13 protein-coding genes are annotated in these 14,579 nt (G+C 66.1%); 8 read left to right on the top strand and 5 right to left on the bottom strand.

The window, feature by feature from the left end; all coding sequences use genetic code 11:
- The first annotated feature begins 97 nt into the window (after positions 1-97).
- Both F7O44_RS23875 and F7O44_RS32080 read left to right on the top strand, forming a co-directional pair.
- On the top strand, positions 98-1,600 hold the full coding sequence (locus F7O44_RS23875) for a PucR family transcriptional regulator (RefSeq protein WP_162452824.1): 1,503 nt from the start codon (positions 98-100) through the stop codon (positions 1,598-1,600).
- Positions 1,601-1,620: 20 nt separating this feature from the next.
- The gene (locus tag F7O44_RS32080; protein ID WP_162452823.1) at positions 1,621-2,322 is read left to right on the top strand and encodes an iron dependent repressor, metal binding and dimerization domain protein; all 702 of its coding nucleotides are present in this window, start codon (positions 1,621-1,623) and stop codon (positions 2,320-2,322) included.
- Here F7O44_RS32080 and F7O44_RS23865 read toward each other — a convergent pair whose 3' ends face one another.
- Positions 2,323-3,120 carry an acyl-CoA thioesterase domain-containing protein gene (locus F7O44_RS23865; protein ID WP_162452822.1) on the bottom strand — a complete coding sequence of 266 codons (798 nt, stop codon included), beginning with the start codon at positions 3,118-3,120 and terminating at the stop codon, positions 2,323-2,325.
- Between the two features lie 240 nt (positions 3,121-3,360).
- On the opposite strand from F7O44_RS23865, the gene F7O44_RS23860 reads away from it, so the two are divergent.
- On the top strand, positions 3,361-4,656 hold the full coding sequence (locus tag F7O44_RS23860; protein ID WP_162452821.1) for a thioester domain-containing protein: 1,296 nt from the start codon (positions 3,361-3,363) through the stop codon (positions 4,654-4,656).
- Between the two features lie 304 nt (positions 4,657-4,960).
- Here F7O44_RS23860 and F7O44_RS23855 read toward each other — a convergent pair whose 3' ends face one another.
- From F7O44_RS23855 to pdhA, 3 genes are read right to left on the bottom strand one after another with little or no spacing between them, the layout of a single operon-like run.
- Positions 4,961-6,397, bottom strand: coding sequence for a 2-oxo acid dehydrogenase subunit E2 (locus tag F7O44_RS23855; RefSeq protein ID WP_162452820.1), 1,437 nt, complete (start codon positions 6,395-6,397; stop codon positions 4,961-4,963).
- A 20-nt stretch (positions 6,398-6,417) separates the two neighbouring features.
- Positions 6,418-7,395: an alpha-ketoacid dehydrogenase subunit beta gene (locus F7O44_RS23850; protein WP_162452819.1), complete on the bottom strand. Its 978-nt coding sequence runs from the start codon at positions 7,393-7,395 to the stop codon at positions 6,418-6,420.
- Positions 7,392-8,543: a pyruvate dehydrogenase (acetyl-transferring) E1 component subunit alpha gene (pdhA, locus tag F7O44_RS23845; protein ID WP_162452818.1), complete on the bottom strand. Its 1,152-nt coding sequence runs from the start codon at positions 8,541-8,543 to the stop codon at positions 7,392-7,394. Before pdhA ends, F7O44_RS23850 begins: the two co-directional genes overlap by 4 nt.
- Before the next feature lie 665 nt (positions 8,544-9,208).
- On the opposite strand from pdhA, the gene F7O44_RS23840 reads away from it, so the two are divergent.
- The 5 genes from F7O44_RS23840 (at position 9,209) to F7O44_RS23825 (ending at position 14,059) form a co-directional block, all read left to right on the top strand.
- Positions 9,209-10,603 carry an ABC transporter substrate-binding protein gene (locus tag F7O44_RS23840; RefSeq protein WP_162452817.1) on the top strand — a complete coding sequence of 465 codons (1,395 nt, stop codon included), beginning with the start codon at positions 9,209-9,211 and terminating at the stop codon, positions 10,601-10,603.
- Positions 10,604-10,685: 82 nt separating this feature from the next.
- Entirely contained in the window at positions 10,686-10,820 is a 135-nt protein-coding gene (locus F7O44_RS31325) for a hypothetical protein (protein WP_281353663.1), read from the top strand.
- A gap of 224 nt (positions 10,821-11,044) precedes the next feature.
- Positions 11,045-11,986, top strand: coding sequence for an ABC transporter permease subunit (locus F7O44_RS23835; RefSeq protein ID WP_162452957.1), 942 nt, complete (start codon positions 11,045-11,047; stop codon positions 11,984-11,986).
- On the top strand, positions 11,983-12,915 hold the full coding sequence (locus tag F7O44_RS23830) for a carbohydrate ABC transporter permease (protein WP_162452816.1): 933 nt from the start codon (positions 11,983-11,985) through the stop codon (positions 12,913-12,915). Before F7O44_RS23835 ends, F7O44_RS23830 begins: the two co-directional genes overlap by 4 nt.
- Positions 12,916-12,952: 37 nt before the next feature.
- Positions 12,953-14,059 (top strand): LacI family DNA-binding transcriptional regulator, encoded by a 1,107-nt coding sequence (locus F7O44_RS23825; protein WP_162452815.1) that lies wholly within the window; start codon positions 12,953-12,955, stop codon positions 14,057-14,059.
- On the opposite strand, the gene F7O44_RS23820 is transcribed toward F7O44_RS23825, so the two are convergent.
- Entirely contained in the window at positions 14,041-14,493 is a 453-nt protein-coding gene (locus tag F7O44_RS23820) for an Hsp20/alpha crystallin family protein (RefSeq protein ID WP_343073915.1), read from the bottom strand. The genes F7O44_RS23825 and F7O44_RS23820 overlap by 19 nt on opposite strands.
- Positions 14,494-14,579: the final 86 nt, after the last annotated feature.

Below are 14,579 nucleotides of genomic sequence, written 5' to 3'. Positions count from 1 at the left end.
CAGCGTGTGAGGGAACGCACGAAGCGTCAGTTTTCGGGAGATCGATATTTTGCGAAAAGTCATTGACCTGGAGCCCAGTTCACGGCACCGTCATGACATGTCCATGACGGTACGTGAAATCCTCGATCTGCCGGCGGTCAAAGCTGCCGCGCCGTTGCTGACCACGAGCGCCGAGGGATTGAACCGGCAGGTGATGTGGGCGCACTCGAGCGAGATCTTCGAGATCGGCCCCCTGCTGTCCGGAGGTGAGCTGCTGCTGACCACGGGACTGGGCTTGTCCGGGGCCGATGCCGGGGCCAGGCGGTTCTGGATCCGCGACTTGGCCGAGCGGGGGGTCACGGCGGTGGCCATCGAGATCGGCCGTTCGTTGTCCGATTTGCCTGTGGAGTTGGTCGACGAAGCCGACCGGCGTGAGATCCCGTTGATCAGGCTCGATGACGTCGTCCCGTTCGAGCGGATCTGCCGGGCCGTCAACACCGTGATCCTGGACCGCGAGGGCACCGAACTGCGGGTCGTCGACCAGTTGAGCGACGCCCTGTTCGCGGCGCTGGCAACCGGCGGTCTGGACGGCGTGGCGCGTATCGCCGCCCGGCATATCGGCTGTCCAGTCATGATCTCCACCGCGTCGGGCCAGATGGTCGCCGCCGGAGGTGTCGCATCGAAGCAGGTGTTGAGCAGGCTGGCCGCCGAGGCCGTCGTGCGTGCCCCGGTGCTGGTCGACGGCAGCCCTTGGGGTGATGTCTTTCTCGGCCACAATTCCGGATGGGCGCCGGGAGCATTGTCCCTGGCCGCCCGCCGGATCGCGGCCGCTGCAGGCGTCGCTGTGGTTCACCTTCGTGACGCGCCTGGCGAGCCGGGATCGGTGGCTCCTGCGCTGTTCGAGGATCTACTGAAGGGAAATGTCGCCAGCGAGCACGAGTTCATCGTCAGGGCGGGGTTGGCCGGGTTGCACCCTCCTGCGGGCGCAGCGCTGCTGGGCCTGGCGGCGTCGACGACCGACCCGAAGGCCACCACCGCGTTGATCCGTACCGTTGGTGCTCACTCGGGCGGAGCACTCGCCGGGCGGGTACGTGACCAGGTGTTCGGGATCGTCGTGGCCGATGGCGAGGTGGCTGATCCGGCTGGGGCGCTGGCCGAGCGCCTGCGTCGGCATGGCGTCGCGCCCGGCCATGACCTGACGTGTGTGATCGGTCCGCCGGTGTCCGCTGACGAGACCGGCCGGTCCCTGCGAGAAGCCCACGCGGCCCTCGACCAAGGTGCACCGGGCATCCGGGTGTGGCGCGAGAGCTTGCCTGATCGGTTGCTGGGGCTTGTCGACGAAACCAGTCGGCGTCAGCTCGTGGACGACCTGCTGGGGCCGTTGCAACGCTGGGACGCCGCGCATGGCAGTGACCTGGTGCGTACGGTCGACATCTATTTGCGGCACGGGTGCAGCCCGACGCGTGCCGCTGACCATCTGCACGTCAGGCGCCAATCGTTGCATCAAAGGCTTCGGCGGGCCGAAGAACTGCTAGGACACCCGGTGGATGATCCCACTCTGATGGTGCCCATGTTGCTTGCTATTCGCGCCGCCGACCGCTTCTCCCTGAGGACGGGATGACGACACACTAGTCTGTCCCTGTGGCCGAAGAGCACCGCCCAGGCAGGGTGTCCGTGGCGGCAGAAGACTGCGTGAAGGTCATCTATGCCGCCCAGGAGTGGGACAACGTTCCCGTGACCGCGTCGTACCTGAAAACGCGCCTCGGCGTGGGCGCCCCGGCGATCTCTGAGATGGTGCGCCGGCTGCACGACCAAGGGCTGGTGACACATCAGCGTTATGGTCCGGTGGATCTGACCGATGCCGGTAAAGCGCTTGCCTTGCGGACCCTGCGCCGGCACCGGCTGGTGGAGACCTATCTGGTGGCAGAACTCGGCTATCGGTGGGACGAGGTGCATGACGAAGCCGAGCAACTCGAGCATGTGATCTCCGACCGCCTGCTGGAACGGATCGACGAGCGGCTCGGCCACCCGGTCCGGGATCCGCACGGTGACCCGATTCCGGCGCCGGACGGCACGGTCGAGCGGCCCGACGCGGTGCGGTTGTCGGTCCTCGCGCCAGGTGATGCGGGACGCGTAGCCCGGATCTCCGACGACGAGCCGGAATTGCTGCGCTACTTCACGGCCAACGACATCAGGCTGGACCAGCGGATCCAGGTGCTCAGGCGGCGAGCGTACGCGGGGTCTTCGACACTGCTGGTGGGTACCGGGCCCGGAGCCGAAGAGCTGGAGCTCACCGACGTCGCTGCCTCGGCCCTTTGGGTCGTCAGGGAAGAGCAGGGATGATCAGGTGACACGGACTCGCGCGAGCTGGCGCGACTGCGCCACCAGCGAGCCGTCGGCGTCATACACCTCGGCTTCCTCGTCGAACCATCCGTCCCTGACCAACCGGCCCCGCAGATGTACCGTCAACCAGCCTGGCGCAGGCAGGCTGCGAGTGGTGACTGAGAGCTCGACGGTGGGGGCCCAGCCCAGCCGTCCCAGGCCGAATACCGTGGGCGGCAGCGAGTCGACGGCTAGGGCCAGCACCAACGGGTCAGGCTGAGTGCCGTCGGCCAGGCGGACATGACCGCGCATCGACAGTTGCCCTGCGGGCCGGCCGGAGAACCAGCCGAGTGTTTGGGGATCGAGGCGCAGGTCCACATGCTCCAGGAGCCCGACGTGGGTCCCGTCGGGCAGGTCGACCACGGCCGGGATGCACTCGTCGACGGGAGCGACCGGCTCCGGAGCCGGGCCGGCCCATTCGACGTCGGCGTTGCGGTCGAGAGTGGCGGTGGTGATTAAGGCCTCGACGCGGGAGATCCCCTCCTGGATGACCGTCGCCCGCAAGGTGGCGGTGGTGCGACCGGCTCGCAGTAGATCGACGCGGATCCGGGCCCGGCCGCGCGACGGCGGAGCGACGAAATGGGCGCTGGTGCTGACCGGGTGTGGGTGCGGCGATTCGGAGATAACCGCCCGCAGGATCAGCGCCAGGAGATAGCCCCCGTTGGGCACGTCGCCCACGGACCAGGTGCCGTCGATATCGACGTCATAGCTTCCTGGCTCTACATACTTGACGGTCGTCGCTTCGGTGAAGTCGGCCACGGGAATCGACCCTATGCTAACGATCAGTTGCTGCCTAGGCACCCTCCGTGACTATCGCACTATAAGTGCTGGTGAGACCCAAAAATCTGACTTCTGGCCCGGCGTCCGATTTACCCCACACGGGGGTGCTTGAGCCGGGTCTGTCGCTCTTCGGTAGTATCCCGCGCGGCGGGGGAGTGATCTTGACTTAGCGTCTGTCCGCCCCACGGGGCGGCGGATGCGACCAAACAAGGGAGAAAGATGCCAACGCCAGTCCGCAGGGCCACCCTCATAGCGGGTGGCCTAGCGCTGTCCTTGGTCGGGATGGGTGTGTCCGCCGCCGCCCTCACCACGGCCGAACCGGACAAACGAGCAACTCTCGATAACGACAACATTCAAGGCCTCCGGGTGAACCTGGACGGTCGCGGCAGCCTGAGCACCATGTTGATCGGGCTCAGCCTGCCCGACGGCGCCGCACTGAAGACGTACTGCGTCGAGATCGACGTCGAGATCGATCGCGACCACCCGAACATGGACGAAGTCCCGTGGGACCAGTACCCCGACCCCGACTCGCTGTTCCACGAGAACCGCGACCACATCAACTGGATCCTGCACAACTCCTATCCGGCGGTTGATCTGGAGGAGATCGAAGAAAGCGTCGACCATTCGTTCCAGAACGGGCTCAGCCGGCGGGAAGCCATCGCGGCCACCCAGGCAGCCATCTGGCATTACAGCGACGGTGCCAACCTGGCTCGGGGCCTCGTCACCCCAGGGCACCCTCAGTCCAGCGGCGACGTGCGGGCCCTCTATGAATTCCTGACCGGCGACGAAAACGAAGGGCTGGATGAACAGCCCGCACCAGAACTTGCCCTGACACCGGATGAGGTCTCGGGGGAGCCGGGCACCGTGCTCGGCCCGTTCGAGGTCGCCACGTCAGCTGAGATCGCTGAGCTGTCGTCGACGCTGCCGGAGGACGTCACGCTTGTCAACGGTGACGCCGAGCCCTTGGGCGGCGAGGTCAGCGACGGCGCGGAGATCTATGTCGACGTTCCGGAGGGTGCGCCGGACGGCGCGGGAACCGTCGACTTGAGCGCGTCGGCCACGCTGAACCTAGGCCGGCTGTTCGTGGGCGCTGACTATGAGAAGCACCCGACCCAGTCGCTGATCCTGGCGTCTTCGGAGAACACCAAGTTGAGCGTTTCCGGCGAGGTCTCGTGGGTCACGCAGGAGCCTGAACCCACCGAGGAGCCGACGGACACGCCGGAGCCGACCGAGACGCCGGAGCCGACGGACACGCCGGAGCCGACCGAGACGCCGGAGCCGACGGACACACCCGAGCCGACGGACACACCCGAGCCGACCGAGACGCCCGAGCCGACCGAGACGCCCGAGCCGACCACTCCGCCCGAGGACGACGAAGACGATGAGGACGAGGACGAAGAGCTGCCCGACACCGGAGCGGCCTCGACGCTGATGGTCGCTGCCGGACTGGTGGCGCTGATCGGTGGACTCGGACTCACCGGATTCGCCGTTGCCGGCCGGAACACCCGGTCCTGACACCTTTAGAGGCCGCGCAGAATGGGAGTCGCCTGGCTCGCGGGCCCGAGCATCCTGGCTGGCGGCGTTGTCGTCAGTCGTCGCACAAACCCAGTGCGACTCCTTCCTCCGCCTTGCCATCCAGGCGCCCGACCCCGCTCGCTGTCAGGCGCCCCATTCTGCGCGGCCTCTTAGGGTCGTGAACGCCTGACGACTCGGTCAAGAACAACCGAAGAGGCCCCGCGAGGAGCAATTTCCTCGCGGGGCCCTCTTCTTGTCGTTGTTACAAGGCTCTACAGGCGTCAACCGGAGCTTCTGGACCGTCTCAGCCCCATGCCAGGGCGTTGCCCGGGTCTTCCAGCAGCGCCGCCACGTCGGCGATGAACTGCGAACCCTGGGCGCCGTCGACCAGCCGGTGGTCGAAAGACAGCCCTAGCGTGGTGATCCAGCGAGGTTTGACCTTGCCCTTGTGGACCCACGGCTGTTGCCGGATCGCACCCAGCACGAAGATGGCTGCTTCCCCCGGATTGATGATCGGCGTACCGGTATCGACCCCGAACACGCCTACGTTCGTGATGGAGAAGGTTCCCCCGAGCATGTCCGACGGCGGGGTCTTGCCGTCGCGCGCGGTGGCGGCCAGCTCGTTGATGGCGACCGCCAGATCGCGCAGGGGCAGCAGATGAGCGTCCTTGACGTTCGGCACGACGAGGCCGCGCGGGGTGGCCGCCGCGATGCCCAGGTTGACGAAGCGCTGAGTGACGATCTCTCCGGCGTCGTCGTCCCACCGGGAGTTGATCTCCGGCGTACGTGGCATGGCCAGGCAGATGGCTCGGGCGGCGAGTGCCAGCGGCGACAGCTTGACCTCGCGGAACTCCCGGGACTCGCGCAGGCGTTCGATCAGCCGCATGGTGCGGGTGACGTCCACCGTGATGAACTCGGTGACGTGCGGCGCGGTGAATGCCGACTGAACCATCGCCTCGGCGGTCTTGCGCCGGACCGACCGGATGGGGGTGCGCTCTTCGCGGGCCAAACCATGCCAGCCGGTGCCCGTGCCGGCGCGGGGACGTTCCTGGGTGGACGTGGCTGGTTCGGCGGTCGCGGCGGCTGCAGCTTGGACGTCGTCACGGGTCACGGTGCCATTGGGACCGGTCGGTGTGATGCTCGAGATGTCGACGCCGAGGTCTTTGGCCAGCTTGCGAACCGGTGGCTTGGCCAGAACCCGCGCCCTGCTCTCCGGTGCGCGCAGCGTCTGTTCTGCTGCCTCGGTGCCGGAACCGTTGCTCTCAGGCTGCTGAGTACGCGTTGCCTCGGAGCCGTGAGCAGGGGTGGATGCGCCCGATGGGGCCGAGACCGGCTTGCGAGCCCGGCGCTTGGCCGCGGAGGTGCGGGGACCGTAGCCGACGAGCACCGGCTGGCGGCCGTCCTCGGTCGGTGCGGGGGCGCCCGCGTCCTCGGCAGGAGCTTCGGGAGCCGGTACTAGGTCTTCACCCGGACTGGCGGTGTCGGCCCGGGAAGCTTCTCCTCCGGTGCGCACGGCGATGATGGGCGTGCCAACCGGTACCGTGGCGCCTTCGTCGACAAGCAGGCTCTCGACGACTCCCGCGAACGGGCACGGCAACTCGACCAAGGACTTGGCGGTCTCGATCTCCACGATGACGTCGTTGACCTTCACCGTGTCTCCTGGCTCGACCTTCCAGGACACGATTTCCGCCTCGGTCAGGCCTTCGCCGACGTCGGGAAGGTTGAACTGCGAAACGCTCACTCTGGTCGTCCTTTCGAAGATCAGTAGGTCAGTGCGCGGTCGACGCCGTCGAGTACGCGGTCGAGGTCGGGTAAGTAGTCATCCTCGACCCGGGCCGGCGGGTACGGCGTGTCGTAGCCGGTCACCCGGACCACCGGAGCTTCGAGGGAGTAGAAGCACTCTTCAGTGACGCGGGCCGCGACTTCGGCGCCGACACCGAGGGTTCGCTGAGCTTCGTGAACGACGACGAGCCGGCCCGTGCGCCGCACGGATTCGTACACCGGGTCAAGATCGAGAGGGGACAGCGAGCGAAGATCGATCACTTCGAGCGAACGGTTGTCTTCCGTGGCCGCGGCCGCGGCTTCCAGACAGGTCTTGACCATCGGGCCGTAGGCGACCACCGTGGCGTCTGTGCCCTGCTGTACCACGCGGGAGGTGTGCAAAGGCAGCGGCGGCGATCCGTCGAGCTCGAACTCTGCCTTCTCGTAGTAGCGACGCTTCGGCTCGAAGAACATCACCGGATCGTCGGACTCGATGGCTTGCTGGATCATCCAGTACGCGTCTTCGGGGTTTGCACACGAGACGACTTTGAGCCCAGGGGTGTGGACGAAGTAGGCTTCCGGGCTTTCGGCGTGGTGCTCGACGGCGCCGATGCCACCGCCGTAGGGGATCCGGATGACAATCGGCAGCCGGAGCCGTCCACCGGAACGGAAATGCATCTTGGCGACCTGGCTGACGATCTGGTCGTAGCCGGGGAAGACAAACCCGTCGAACTGGATCTCGCACACCGGCCGGTAGCCGCGCAGGGCGAGACCGACGGCCGTGCCGATGATGCCGGATTCGGCCAGCGGAGTGTCGATGACGCGATCCTCGCCGAAATCTTTCTGCAGACCGTCAGTGACTCGGAACACGCCGCCGAGCTTGCCGACGTCCTCACCCATGATGAGGACTTTGTGGTCGTTCTCCATCGAACGCCGGAGCCCGGCATTGATGGATTTGATGATGTTGAGCGAGGTCATTGGGCCTCCTCGTCGGTGAAGGAGTCCAGGTAGGTCTTCATCTCGTCACGCTGCGCGAGCAGCGGGGGTGTGGGGTCGACGTAGACGTGATCGAAGATCGACTCCGGGCTGGGGTCGGGAAGTTGCCGGCAGGCGGTGCGTAGATGCTCTGCGAGCGACTCGGACTCGGCCTCCACGTCGTCGAAAAAGGCTTGGTCAGCCATGTCGCCACGGACCATGTAAGCCTTGACCCGCTCGATGGGATCTTTCAGCCGCCAGTGCTCGAGCTCAGAGCCGAGACGGTATCGGGTGGGATCGTCGGTGGTGGTGTGCGCGCCCATCCGATAGGTGAAAGCCTCGATCAGCGTCGGCCCTTCGCCGTCACGGGCGCGCTGAAGTGCCTCTCGGCTGACGGCCAGGCAGGCCAGGACATCGTTGCCGTCGACCCGGAGCCCCGGGAATCCGAAGCCGTATGCCCGGCGGTACAGCGGAACGCGGGTCTGGCGCTCGAGGGGCTCGGAGATGGCCCATTGGTTGTTCTGGCAGAAGAAGACCACCGGCGCATTGGTGACGCTGGCCCAGATAAAGGCTTCGTTGACGTCGCCCTGGCTGGTGGCGCCGTCACCGAAGTAGGCGACGACGGCGGTGTCGCGATCGGGGTCGCCGGTGCCGAGGGCACCGTCGCGCTGGACACCCATCGCGTAGCCGGTGGCATGCAGCGTCTGAGCGCCGATGACGATCGTATAGAGATGGAAGTTGTTCTCGCGGGGGTCCCACCCGCCTTGGTCGACGCCACGAAACAGCCCCAGTAGCTGTGCGGGGTCGACACCTCGGCACCACGCCACGGCGTGCTCGCGGTACGTCGGGAACACGTGGTCTTGCTGCCGCAGCGCGCGACCGGAGCCGACCTGGGCTGCCTCCTGGCCGAGCAAACTGGCCCACAGCCCGAGTTCGCCTTGCCGCTGCAGCGCGACGGCTTCGCTGTCGACGCGCCGTGACAGGACGAGATCGCGGTATAGAGCGCGGATCTCAGCTGTGCCGATGTCATCGATCAGCGCGTCATAATGCTCGTTCGGTACTCGCTGACCTTCGGGAGTCAGGAGCTGGACGAGCTCGGGCTCGCTCGCAGCTCCGCCACCGGCCGGGTCAACCGCCGTATCGACAGTCATGTCTCTCCTTCACGTCGTCGGCTCCGCGGGGTCGCCGCGCCAGCCTGGCCGTGTCCTGACCACCTGCCAGAAACACGACTTGGGTGCGCCGTGGTCCGGGCCGGAGGTATGTTCGTGACTCGCGTCACGAAAGATGCTACTGACACGGTACCTATGTCGAAGCGGGTCTGGGTACCAGTGCCCTGCATCGCAGGACACGAGTGTCCCAGCCGCCCTGGCTGCCTTGTGCGTCCGTGCACTTCAACGTGCCGGTGACCCTTCCCTCCAGCCTGCACACATCAGGCGGTTTCCGGGCTCGTCGACCCGCACAAGTTCACCCGGTCCGGCCTGATGTGAACGCACAAGTCCTCGGGCGTCCGAGCTTTCCCGCTGGCCGGTCCCGTAGGTGATCGTCAGTGGGTTGTGGTCGCGATTTGGTGATCAACAGTGCGGTGCGGTTGCTGTCCCGTAGCCACAACTTACTGTCGATCACGGGGAAGTGGCAGGTGGAGGACTTTCGTCATTTCGCGCATGTGGCGAAATCGTTACCGCTTCGGTGTCTTTAGTCCCTTGAGTTTTGAAAGCGTAAACGTTTTCGTTGTGCTTCACAGGCAGCGACATGCGTGCCTGGCTGGCCGGGTGAACGAGAGCGCCCGGCTGGACTTTCTGAAGAGGGGAGGCACCACATGACCCAGAGCAAAAGGCGGACGGGTGCGGTGATGATCGGCTGTATCGCCGGATTGTCGCTCGTGTTGACGGCATGCGGCACCGACGACGCCGGTAACGGTGACAACGCCGCTGCGGAGGAAGCCGACGAGAACGGCGACCCGGCCGACGACCCCAGCGACTGCGCCGCATACGAGCAATACGGCGACCTGAGCGGAACGACGGTCCACGTCTACACCTCGATCGTCGCGCCGGAGGACACCGCGCACATCGAGTCGTACCGGCCGTTCGAAGAGTGCACAGGCGCCACCATCGACTACGAGGGTTCCGGCGAGTTCGAAGCACAGCTCACCGTGCGGGTTCGCGGCGGCAACGCCCCGGACATCGCCTATTTCCCGCAGCCAGGCTTGCTCGAGACCGTCGTCAATGACACCGACGCGGTCCAGCCGCTGGACGGAACGCTCGCCGAGGAATACACCGCGGAGTACTTCGCCGAAGACTGGAAGGAACTCGGCACGGTCGACGGAACGTTCTATGCCTCCCCGATCGGGGCGAACGTGAAGTCGTTCGTCTGGTACTCGCCGGACATGTTCGCCGACGCGGGCTACGAGATCCCGGAGACCTGGGATGACATGATCGCGTTGTCCGACCAGATTGTGGCCGACGGCGGAAAGCCGTGGTGTGCCGGTATCGGCTCCGGCGACGCCACCGGGTGGCCGGCTACCGACTGGATGGAAGACGTCATGCTCCGTATGCACGGTCCCGACGTCTACGACCAGTGGATGACGCACGAGATCCCCTTCAACGACCCGCAGGTCGCGGAGGTCCTCGCGGCCGTAGGCGACATCCTCAAGAACGACGACTACGTCAACGGCGGGCTCGGCGATGTCACCAGCATCGCGGCCACCGAGTTCCAGGCCGCGGGCCTGCCGATCTTGGACGGCAACTGCTGGATGCACCGCCAGGCGTCGTTCTACCAGGCCAACTTCGACGAGGCCGGCGCCACGGTGGCCCCGGACGGCGACGTGTACGCCTTCTACCTGCCGCCGATGTCCGAGGAGTTCGGCAACCCGGTGCTCGGCGGCGGTGAGTTCGCTGCGGCGTTCAACGACCGCCCGGAGGTCCAGGCCTTCCAGGCGTTCCTGGCTTCGCCGGAGTGGGCCAACCTGAAGGCGGCCGAAGGCAACTGGATCTCGGCCAACACCGGCCTTGACCCTGCCAACGTCGACACCGAGATCAACCGGCTCTCGGTGGAGATCCTGCAGGACCCCGAGACCATCTTCCGGTTCGACGCGTCGGACCTGATGCCGGGTGAGGTTGGCGCCGGAACGTTCTGGACCGAGATGACCAACTGGATCGCCAACGACAAGCCGGACAACGAGGTTCTCGACGCCATCGAGAACTCCTGGCCGTAAGCAGATTCGCGTGGCCTGAGAATGTAGCGGGCCGCGGCTTCCGGGACGGGCACGCCTGGCCACAAATCGTTGGGCGTGCCCCATGGCCGAGGCCACCGGCGCTCCGGTGGCCTCGGTCGATCAGGTCCCGTTCCTGGATTCGCCCGCGGAAAGGATGTCGTCTTGTCTGAATCTCGACCCGGTGGCGGAAACCCGCCGGGTGGCAGCACAACTGTGACAGAGGGATCCGGTTCCCCGGACCCTCGCCAACGGGGCACTGGGCCGGATCTGAGAGGCTCGATCCCCTGGACCATGACGCTGATCGCGCTCGGCGTCTTCGCGGCAGTCGGTGGCGGCGTCTTCTTGCTGTCCGCCATCGGCGTCGCGCCTTTCAACGAGTTCTCCGTCCCCTGGCCGGGATGGCTGCTGGACACCACATCGACACCGCAGAAGCTCGGCGTCATGGTTTTCGCCATCCTGCTGTTCGTCGTCGTCATGGCGCTGATCCTGATGTCGGTGGACCGGGCGCGTTCGGTGCCGAACTGGGCCCTGGTGGCCGCGTTCCTCGGCCCCGCGCTGCTGATGCTGGCGTTCGGCCTGTTGTATCCGATGGTGCGCACCATCCGGGAGTCGTTCTTCGACCGCACCGGCACCAACTACATCGGCTTCGACAACTACGTGACCATGTTCAGCCAGAGCGAGTTTCAGACGGTGCTGCGCAACACCCTGATCTGGGTGATTCTGGTGCCGATCCTGGCGACCTTCATCGGTCTGGTCTATGCCGTGCTGGTCGACCGCACCAGGTTCGAGGCCCTCGCCAAAGGGCTCATCTTCCTGCCGATGGCGATCTCCCTGGTGGGCGCCTCGATCATCTGGCGCTTCGTCTACGCGTACCGGCCGGATCAGGAGGGCGTCGCACAGATCGGCCTGATCAACCAATTCCTGGTGTGGTTGGGATTCGAACCTCAGCAATTCCTGATCAACGCACCGAGTAACACGTTCTGGTTGCTGATCGTGATGATCTGGGTGCAGACCGGATTCGCGATGACGGTGCTTTCGGCGGCCATCAAGGCTATCCCTGACGACATCGTCGAAGCCGCTCGTCTCGACGGTCTGACCGGCGCGCGGATGTTCCGATACATCACCGTGCCCAGCATCCGGCCGGCCCTACTCGTCGTGCTGGTCACCGTGACGATGACGACGCTGAAAGCGTTCGACATCGTCCGCACCATGACCGGCGGCCAGTTCGAAACGAGCGTCGTCGCCAACGAGTTCTACACGCAGAGCTTCCGGCAAGGGAACTTCGGCCTCGGCGCTACGCTCGCCGTCTTCCTGTTCATCCTGGTCATACCAGTAGTGATCTACCAGGTGCGCCAGTTGCGTCTCTCGGAGGAGATCCGATGACAACCACACCGACTCCTCCCGTGCTGCCGGCCGACACGCCGGCCGTCCCCCGGCCGCTGACTCCTGCGGAGCGGCGTGCCGCGATGGCCAGAGCGAAGCTCTCGTCGCCGTGGGCATCCGGCGTGGCGATCGTCATCGCGGTCGTCTGGACCGTTCCGACGATCGGGCTCTTGGTCAGCTCGTTCCGGCCGCAGCAGTCCATCAACACCTCTGGATGGTGGACTTGGTTCCGCAGCCCCGAGTTCACCCTCGGCAACTACAACGAGGTCCTGTTCGGCGCGCGTGAGTCCTTCTCGACCTACTTCATCAACTCAGTCGTGATCACCCTCCCGGCTGTGGTCATCCCGATCACTCTCGCGCTGCTCGCCGCCTATGCGTTCGCCTGGATCGACTTCCGCGGCCGGGACATCCTGTTCGTCGCCGTCTTCGCGCTGCAGATCGTGCCGTTGCAGGTGGCGCTGATCCCGCTGATGCAGCAGTACGTCCGGTGGGAGGTAGCCGGCTCGTTCTGGACGGTGTGGTTGTCACATTCCATCTTTGCCTTGCCGCTGGCGACGTTCCTGCTGCACAACTTCATGAAGGACATTCCGCCGTCATTGGTCGAGGCAGCTCGAGTGGACGGTGCCGGGCATGTGAAGATCTTCTTCAAAGTGCTCATGCCGTTGCTGGTGCCAGCGATCGCGGCGTTCGGCATCTTCCAGTTCCTCTGGGTCTGGAACGACCTGCTTGTGGCGTTGACCTTCGCCGGCGGGACCCCCAACGTCGCACCGTTGACCGCCCGGCTTGCCGAACTCGCCGGCAGCCGCGGGGAGGCGTGGCATCTGCTCACAGCGGGGGCGTTCGTCGCGATGGTGGTTCCGCTGATCGTCTTCTTGGCGCTACAGCGTTACTTCGTGCGAGGGCTGCTGTCCGGTGGCGTGAAGGGTTGAACAGAGCTGGCTGGTTGGGACCTGGGAAGCTGGTTCGATGACGGGCATCGTGGACGTCGCGGCGCGGGCCGGGGTGTCCGTTGCCACCGTGTCACGTGCGCTCCGGGGGTTGCCGGGGGTTTCCCCGGCGACCCGCGCGGCGGTGCAGGCCGTGGCCGCGGAACTCGGCTACGTGGCCTCGCCGAGCGCGGCAGGCTTGCCCACGGGGCGCACCGGGGCCGTAGGAGTTGTGTCGCCGGTAGCCCGTGGCTGGTACTTCAGCGCGATAGCCGAAGGGGCGCAGGAAGCGTTCTCCGCTGTGGGGTACGACGTGCTGCGTTACGGTCTGGCCGACGTCGAGACCCAACGGCGGCGCGTCGTCGATACTCACTTGCTTCGCAAACGCGTCGACGCGCTGGTGGTGCTCAGCCTGCCGCTGACGCCAGACGAAGTGCGCGCGCTGCTCGCCATGCAACGTCCGGTGATCGCCATCGGGCCGGTGATGCCGGGTATCCAGACCGTACGGATCGACGACGTCGAGGTCGGGCGATCGGCGACCCGCCACCTGGTCGAACTGGGGCACCGCCGGATCGGTTTCGTCGGCGGCGACCCCCACGATCACCTGGGTTTCCCCGTCGCCCCGGACCGGAAACAGGGTTACCAAGAAGTACTCGGAGAGGTTGGTGTCGAACCCGATCCCAAGCTCACGGTTGGCGGGAAGTTCTTGGCCGAGTCCGGCGTGGAGGCGTACGCGGAGTTCAAACGGCGTGGCCCGTTGCCGACTGCCGTATTCGCCGTCTCGGATGAGATCGCGATGGGGTTGATACACGCGGCGCGCAGCGACGGGGTACGCGTGCCGGAAGACATGTCCGTGGTAGGCGTCGACGACCACGACCTGTCGTGGCTGTTCGGGCTGACCACGGTGGCACAGCCGGTGCGGAAACAAGGCCGGATCGCGGCGTTGGCGTTGCTGGACCGGCTACGCGGAGGTGACACCGGCAACGAGGTCACCACGGTGCCGACACAGCTGAAAGTTCGCGCGACAACCGCGCCGCCTGGTGCGCCGTCGTCAACCAGGCAATCCGCGCCCGGCACCGACGGGGCGGGCCACGGCCCGCCCCCCGGTTTACCGGACGACGACGAAGATCAGGTCTCGATCCCCTGACGCTCGGCGGTGCCTGTTTCGACGTTGTGGCGGGAGTTGGCCCGCGTGACATCGATCCGCCGGGGCCGGGCCTGCTCGGCCACTGGCAAGGTGACGGTCAGCACGCCGTCGGCGTAGGTGGCGTCGATGTCATCCAGGGAGAACCCGTCGCCGAGGTTCAGCTGGCGGGCGTAGGTTCCGGAGGGGCGCTCCCTGGCCAGCCACTGAGTGTTTTCGTCGTCGCGGCTCGTGCGCTGGGCCTGGATGGTGAGTGCCCGGTTCTCGACGCTGACGTCGATGGAACCCGGGTCGACCCCCGGAAGGTCGAAATGCATGACGTAGTGGTCACCGGACCGGTAGAGGTCCATCGGCATCGCTGCGGCACTTCGCGCGGTACCGAGCACCTGCTCAGCCAGCCGGTCCATATCACGGAACGGGTCGAAACGTGTCACCACAACAACCACCTCCAGACGTTAACGTGCTCCGCCCAGTGCGGAAACACCAACCGTTGTGGATGCCGCCGTCGCCCCGGGCATCCCGG

It is taken from the genome of Phytoactinopolyspora mesophila (assembly GCF_010122465.1).
Classification (GTDB): domain Bacteria; phylum Actinomycetota; class Actinomycetes; order Jiangellales; family Jiangellaceae; genus Phytoactinopolyspora; species Phytoactinopolyspora mesophila.
This window is presented reverse-complemented; position numbering and strand designations above follow the sequence as displayed.

Coding starts and splice junctions, on each gene's coding strand:
- F7O44_RS23830 (WP_162452816.1), top strand. CDS start 11,983: ATGACAACCACACCGACTCCTCCCGTGCTGCCGGCCGACACGCCGGCC.
- F7O44_RS31325 (WP_281353663.1), top strand. CDS start 10,686: ATGGCCGAGGCCACCGGCGCTCCGGTGGCCTCGGTCGATCAGGTCCCG.
- F7O44_RS23825 (WP_162452815.1), top strand. CDS start 12,953: ATGACGGGCATCGTGGACGTCGCGGCGCGGGCCGGGGTGTCCGTTGCC.
- F7O44_RS23860 (WP_162452821.1), top strand. CDS start 3,361: ATGCCAACGCCAGTCCGCAGGGCCACCCTCATAGCGGGTGGCCTAGCG.
- F7O44_RS23875 (WP_162452824.1), top strand. CDS start 98: ATGTCCATGACGGTACGTGAAATCCTCGATCTGCCGGCGGTCAAAGCT.
- F7O44_RS23835 (WP_162452957.1), top strand. CDS start 11,045: ATGGTTTTCGCCATCCTGCTGTTCGTCGTCGTCATGGCGCTGATCCTG.
- F7O44_RS23850 (WP_162452819.1), bottom strand. CDS start 7,395: ATGACCTCGCTCAACATCATCAAATCCATCAATGCCGGGCTCCGGCGT.
- F7O44_RS23840 (WP_162452817.1), top strand. CDS start 9,209: ATGACCCAGAGCAAAAGGCGGACGGGTGCGGTGATGATCGGCTGTATC.
- pdhA (WP_162452818.1), bottom strand. CDS start 8,543: ATGACTGTCGATACGGCGGTTGACCCGGCCGGTGGCGGAGCTGCGAGC.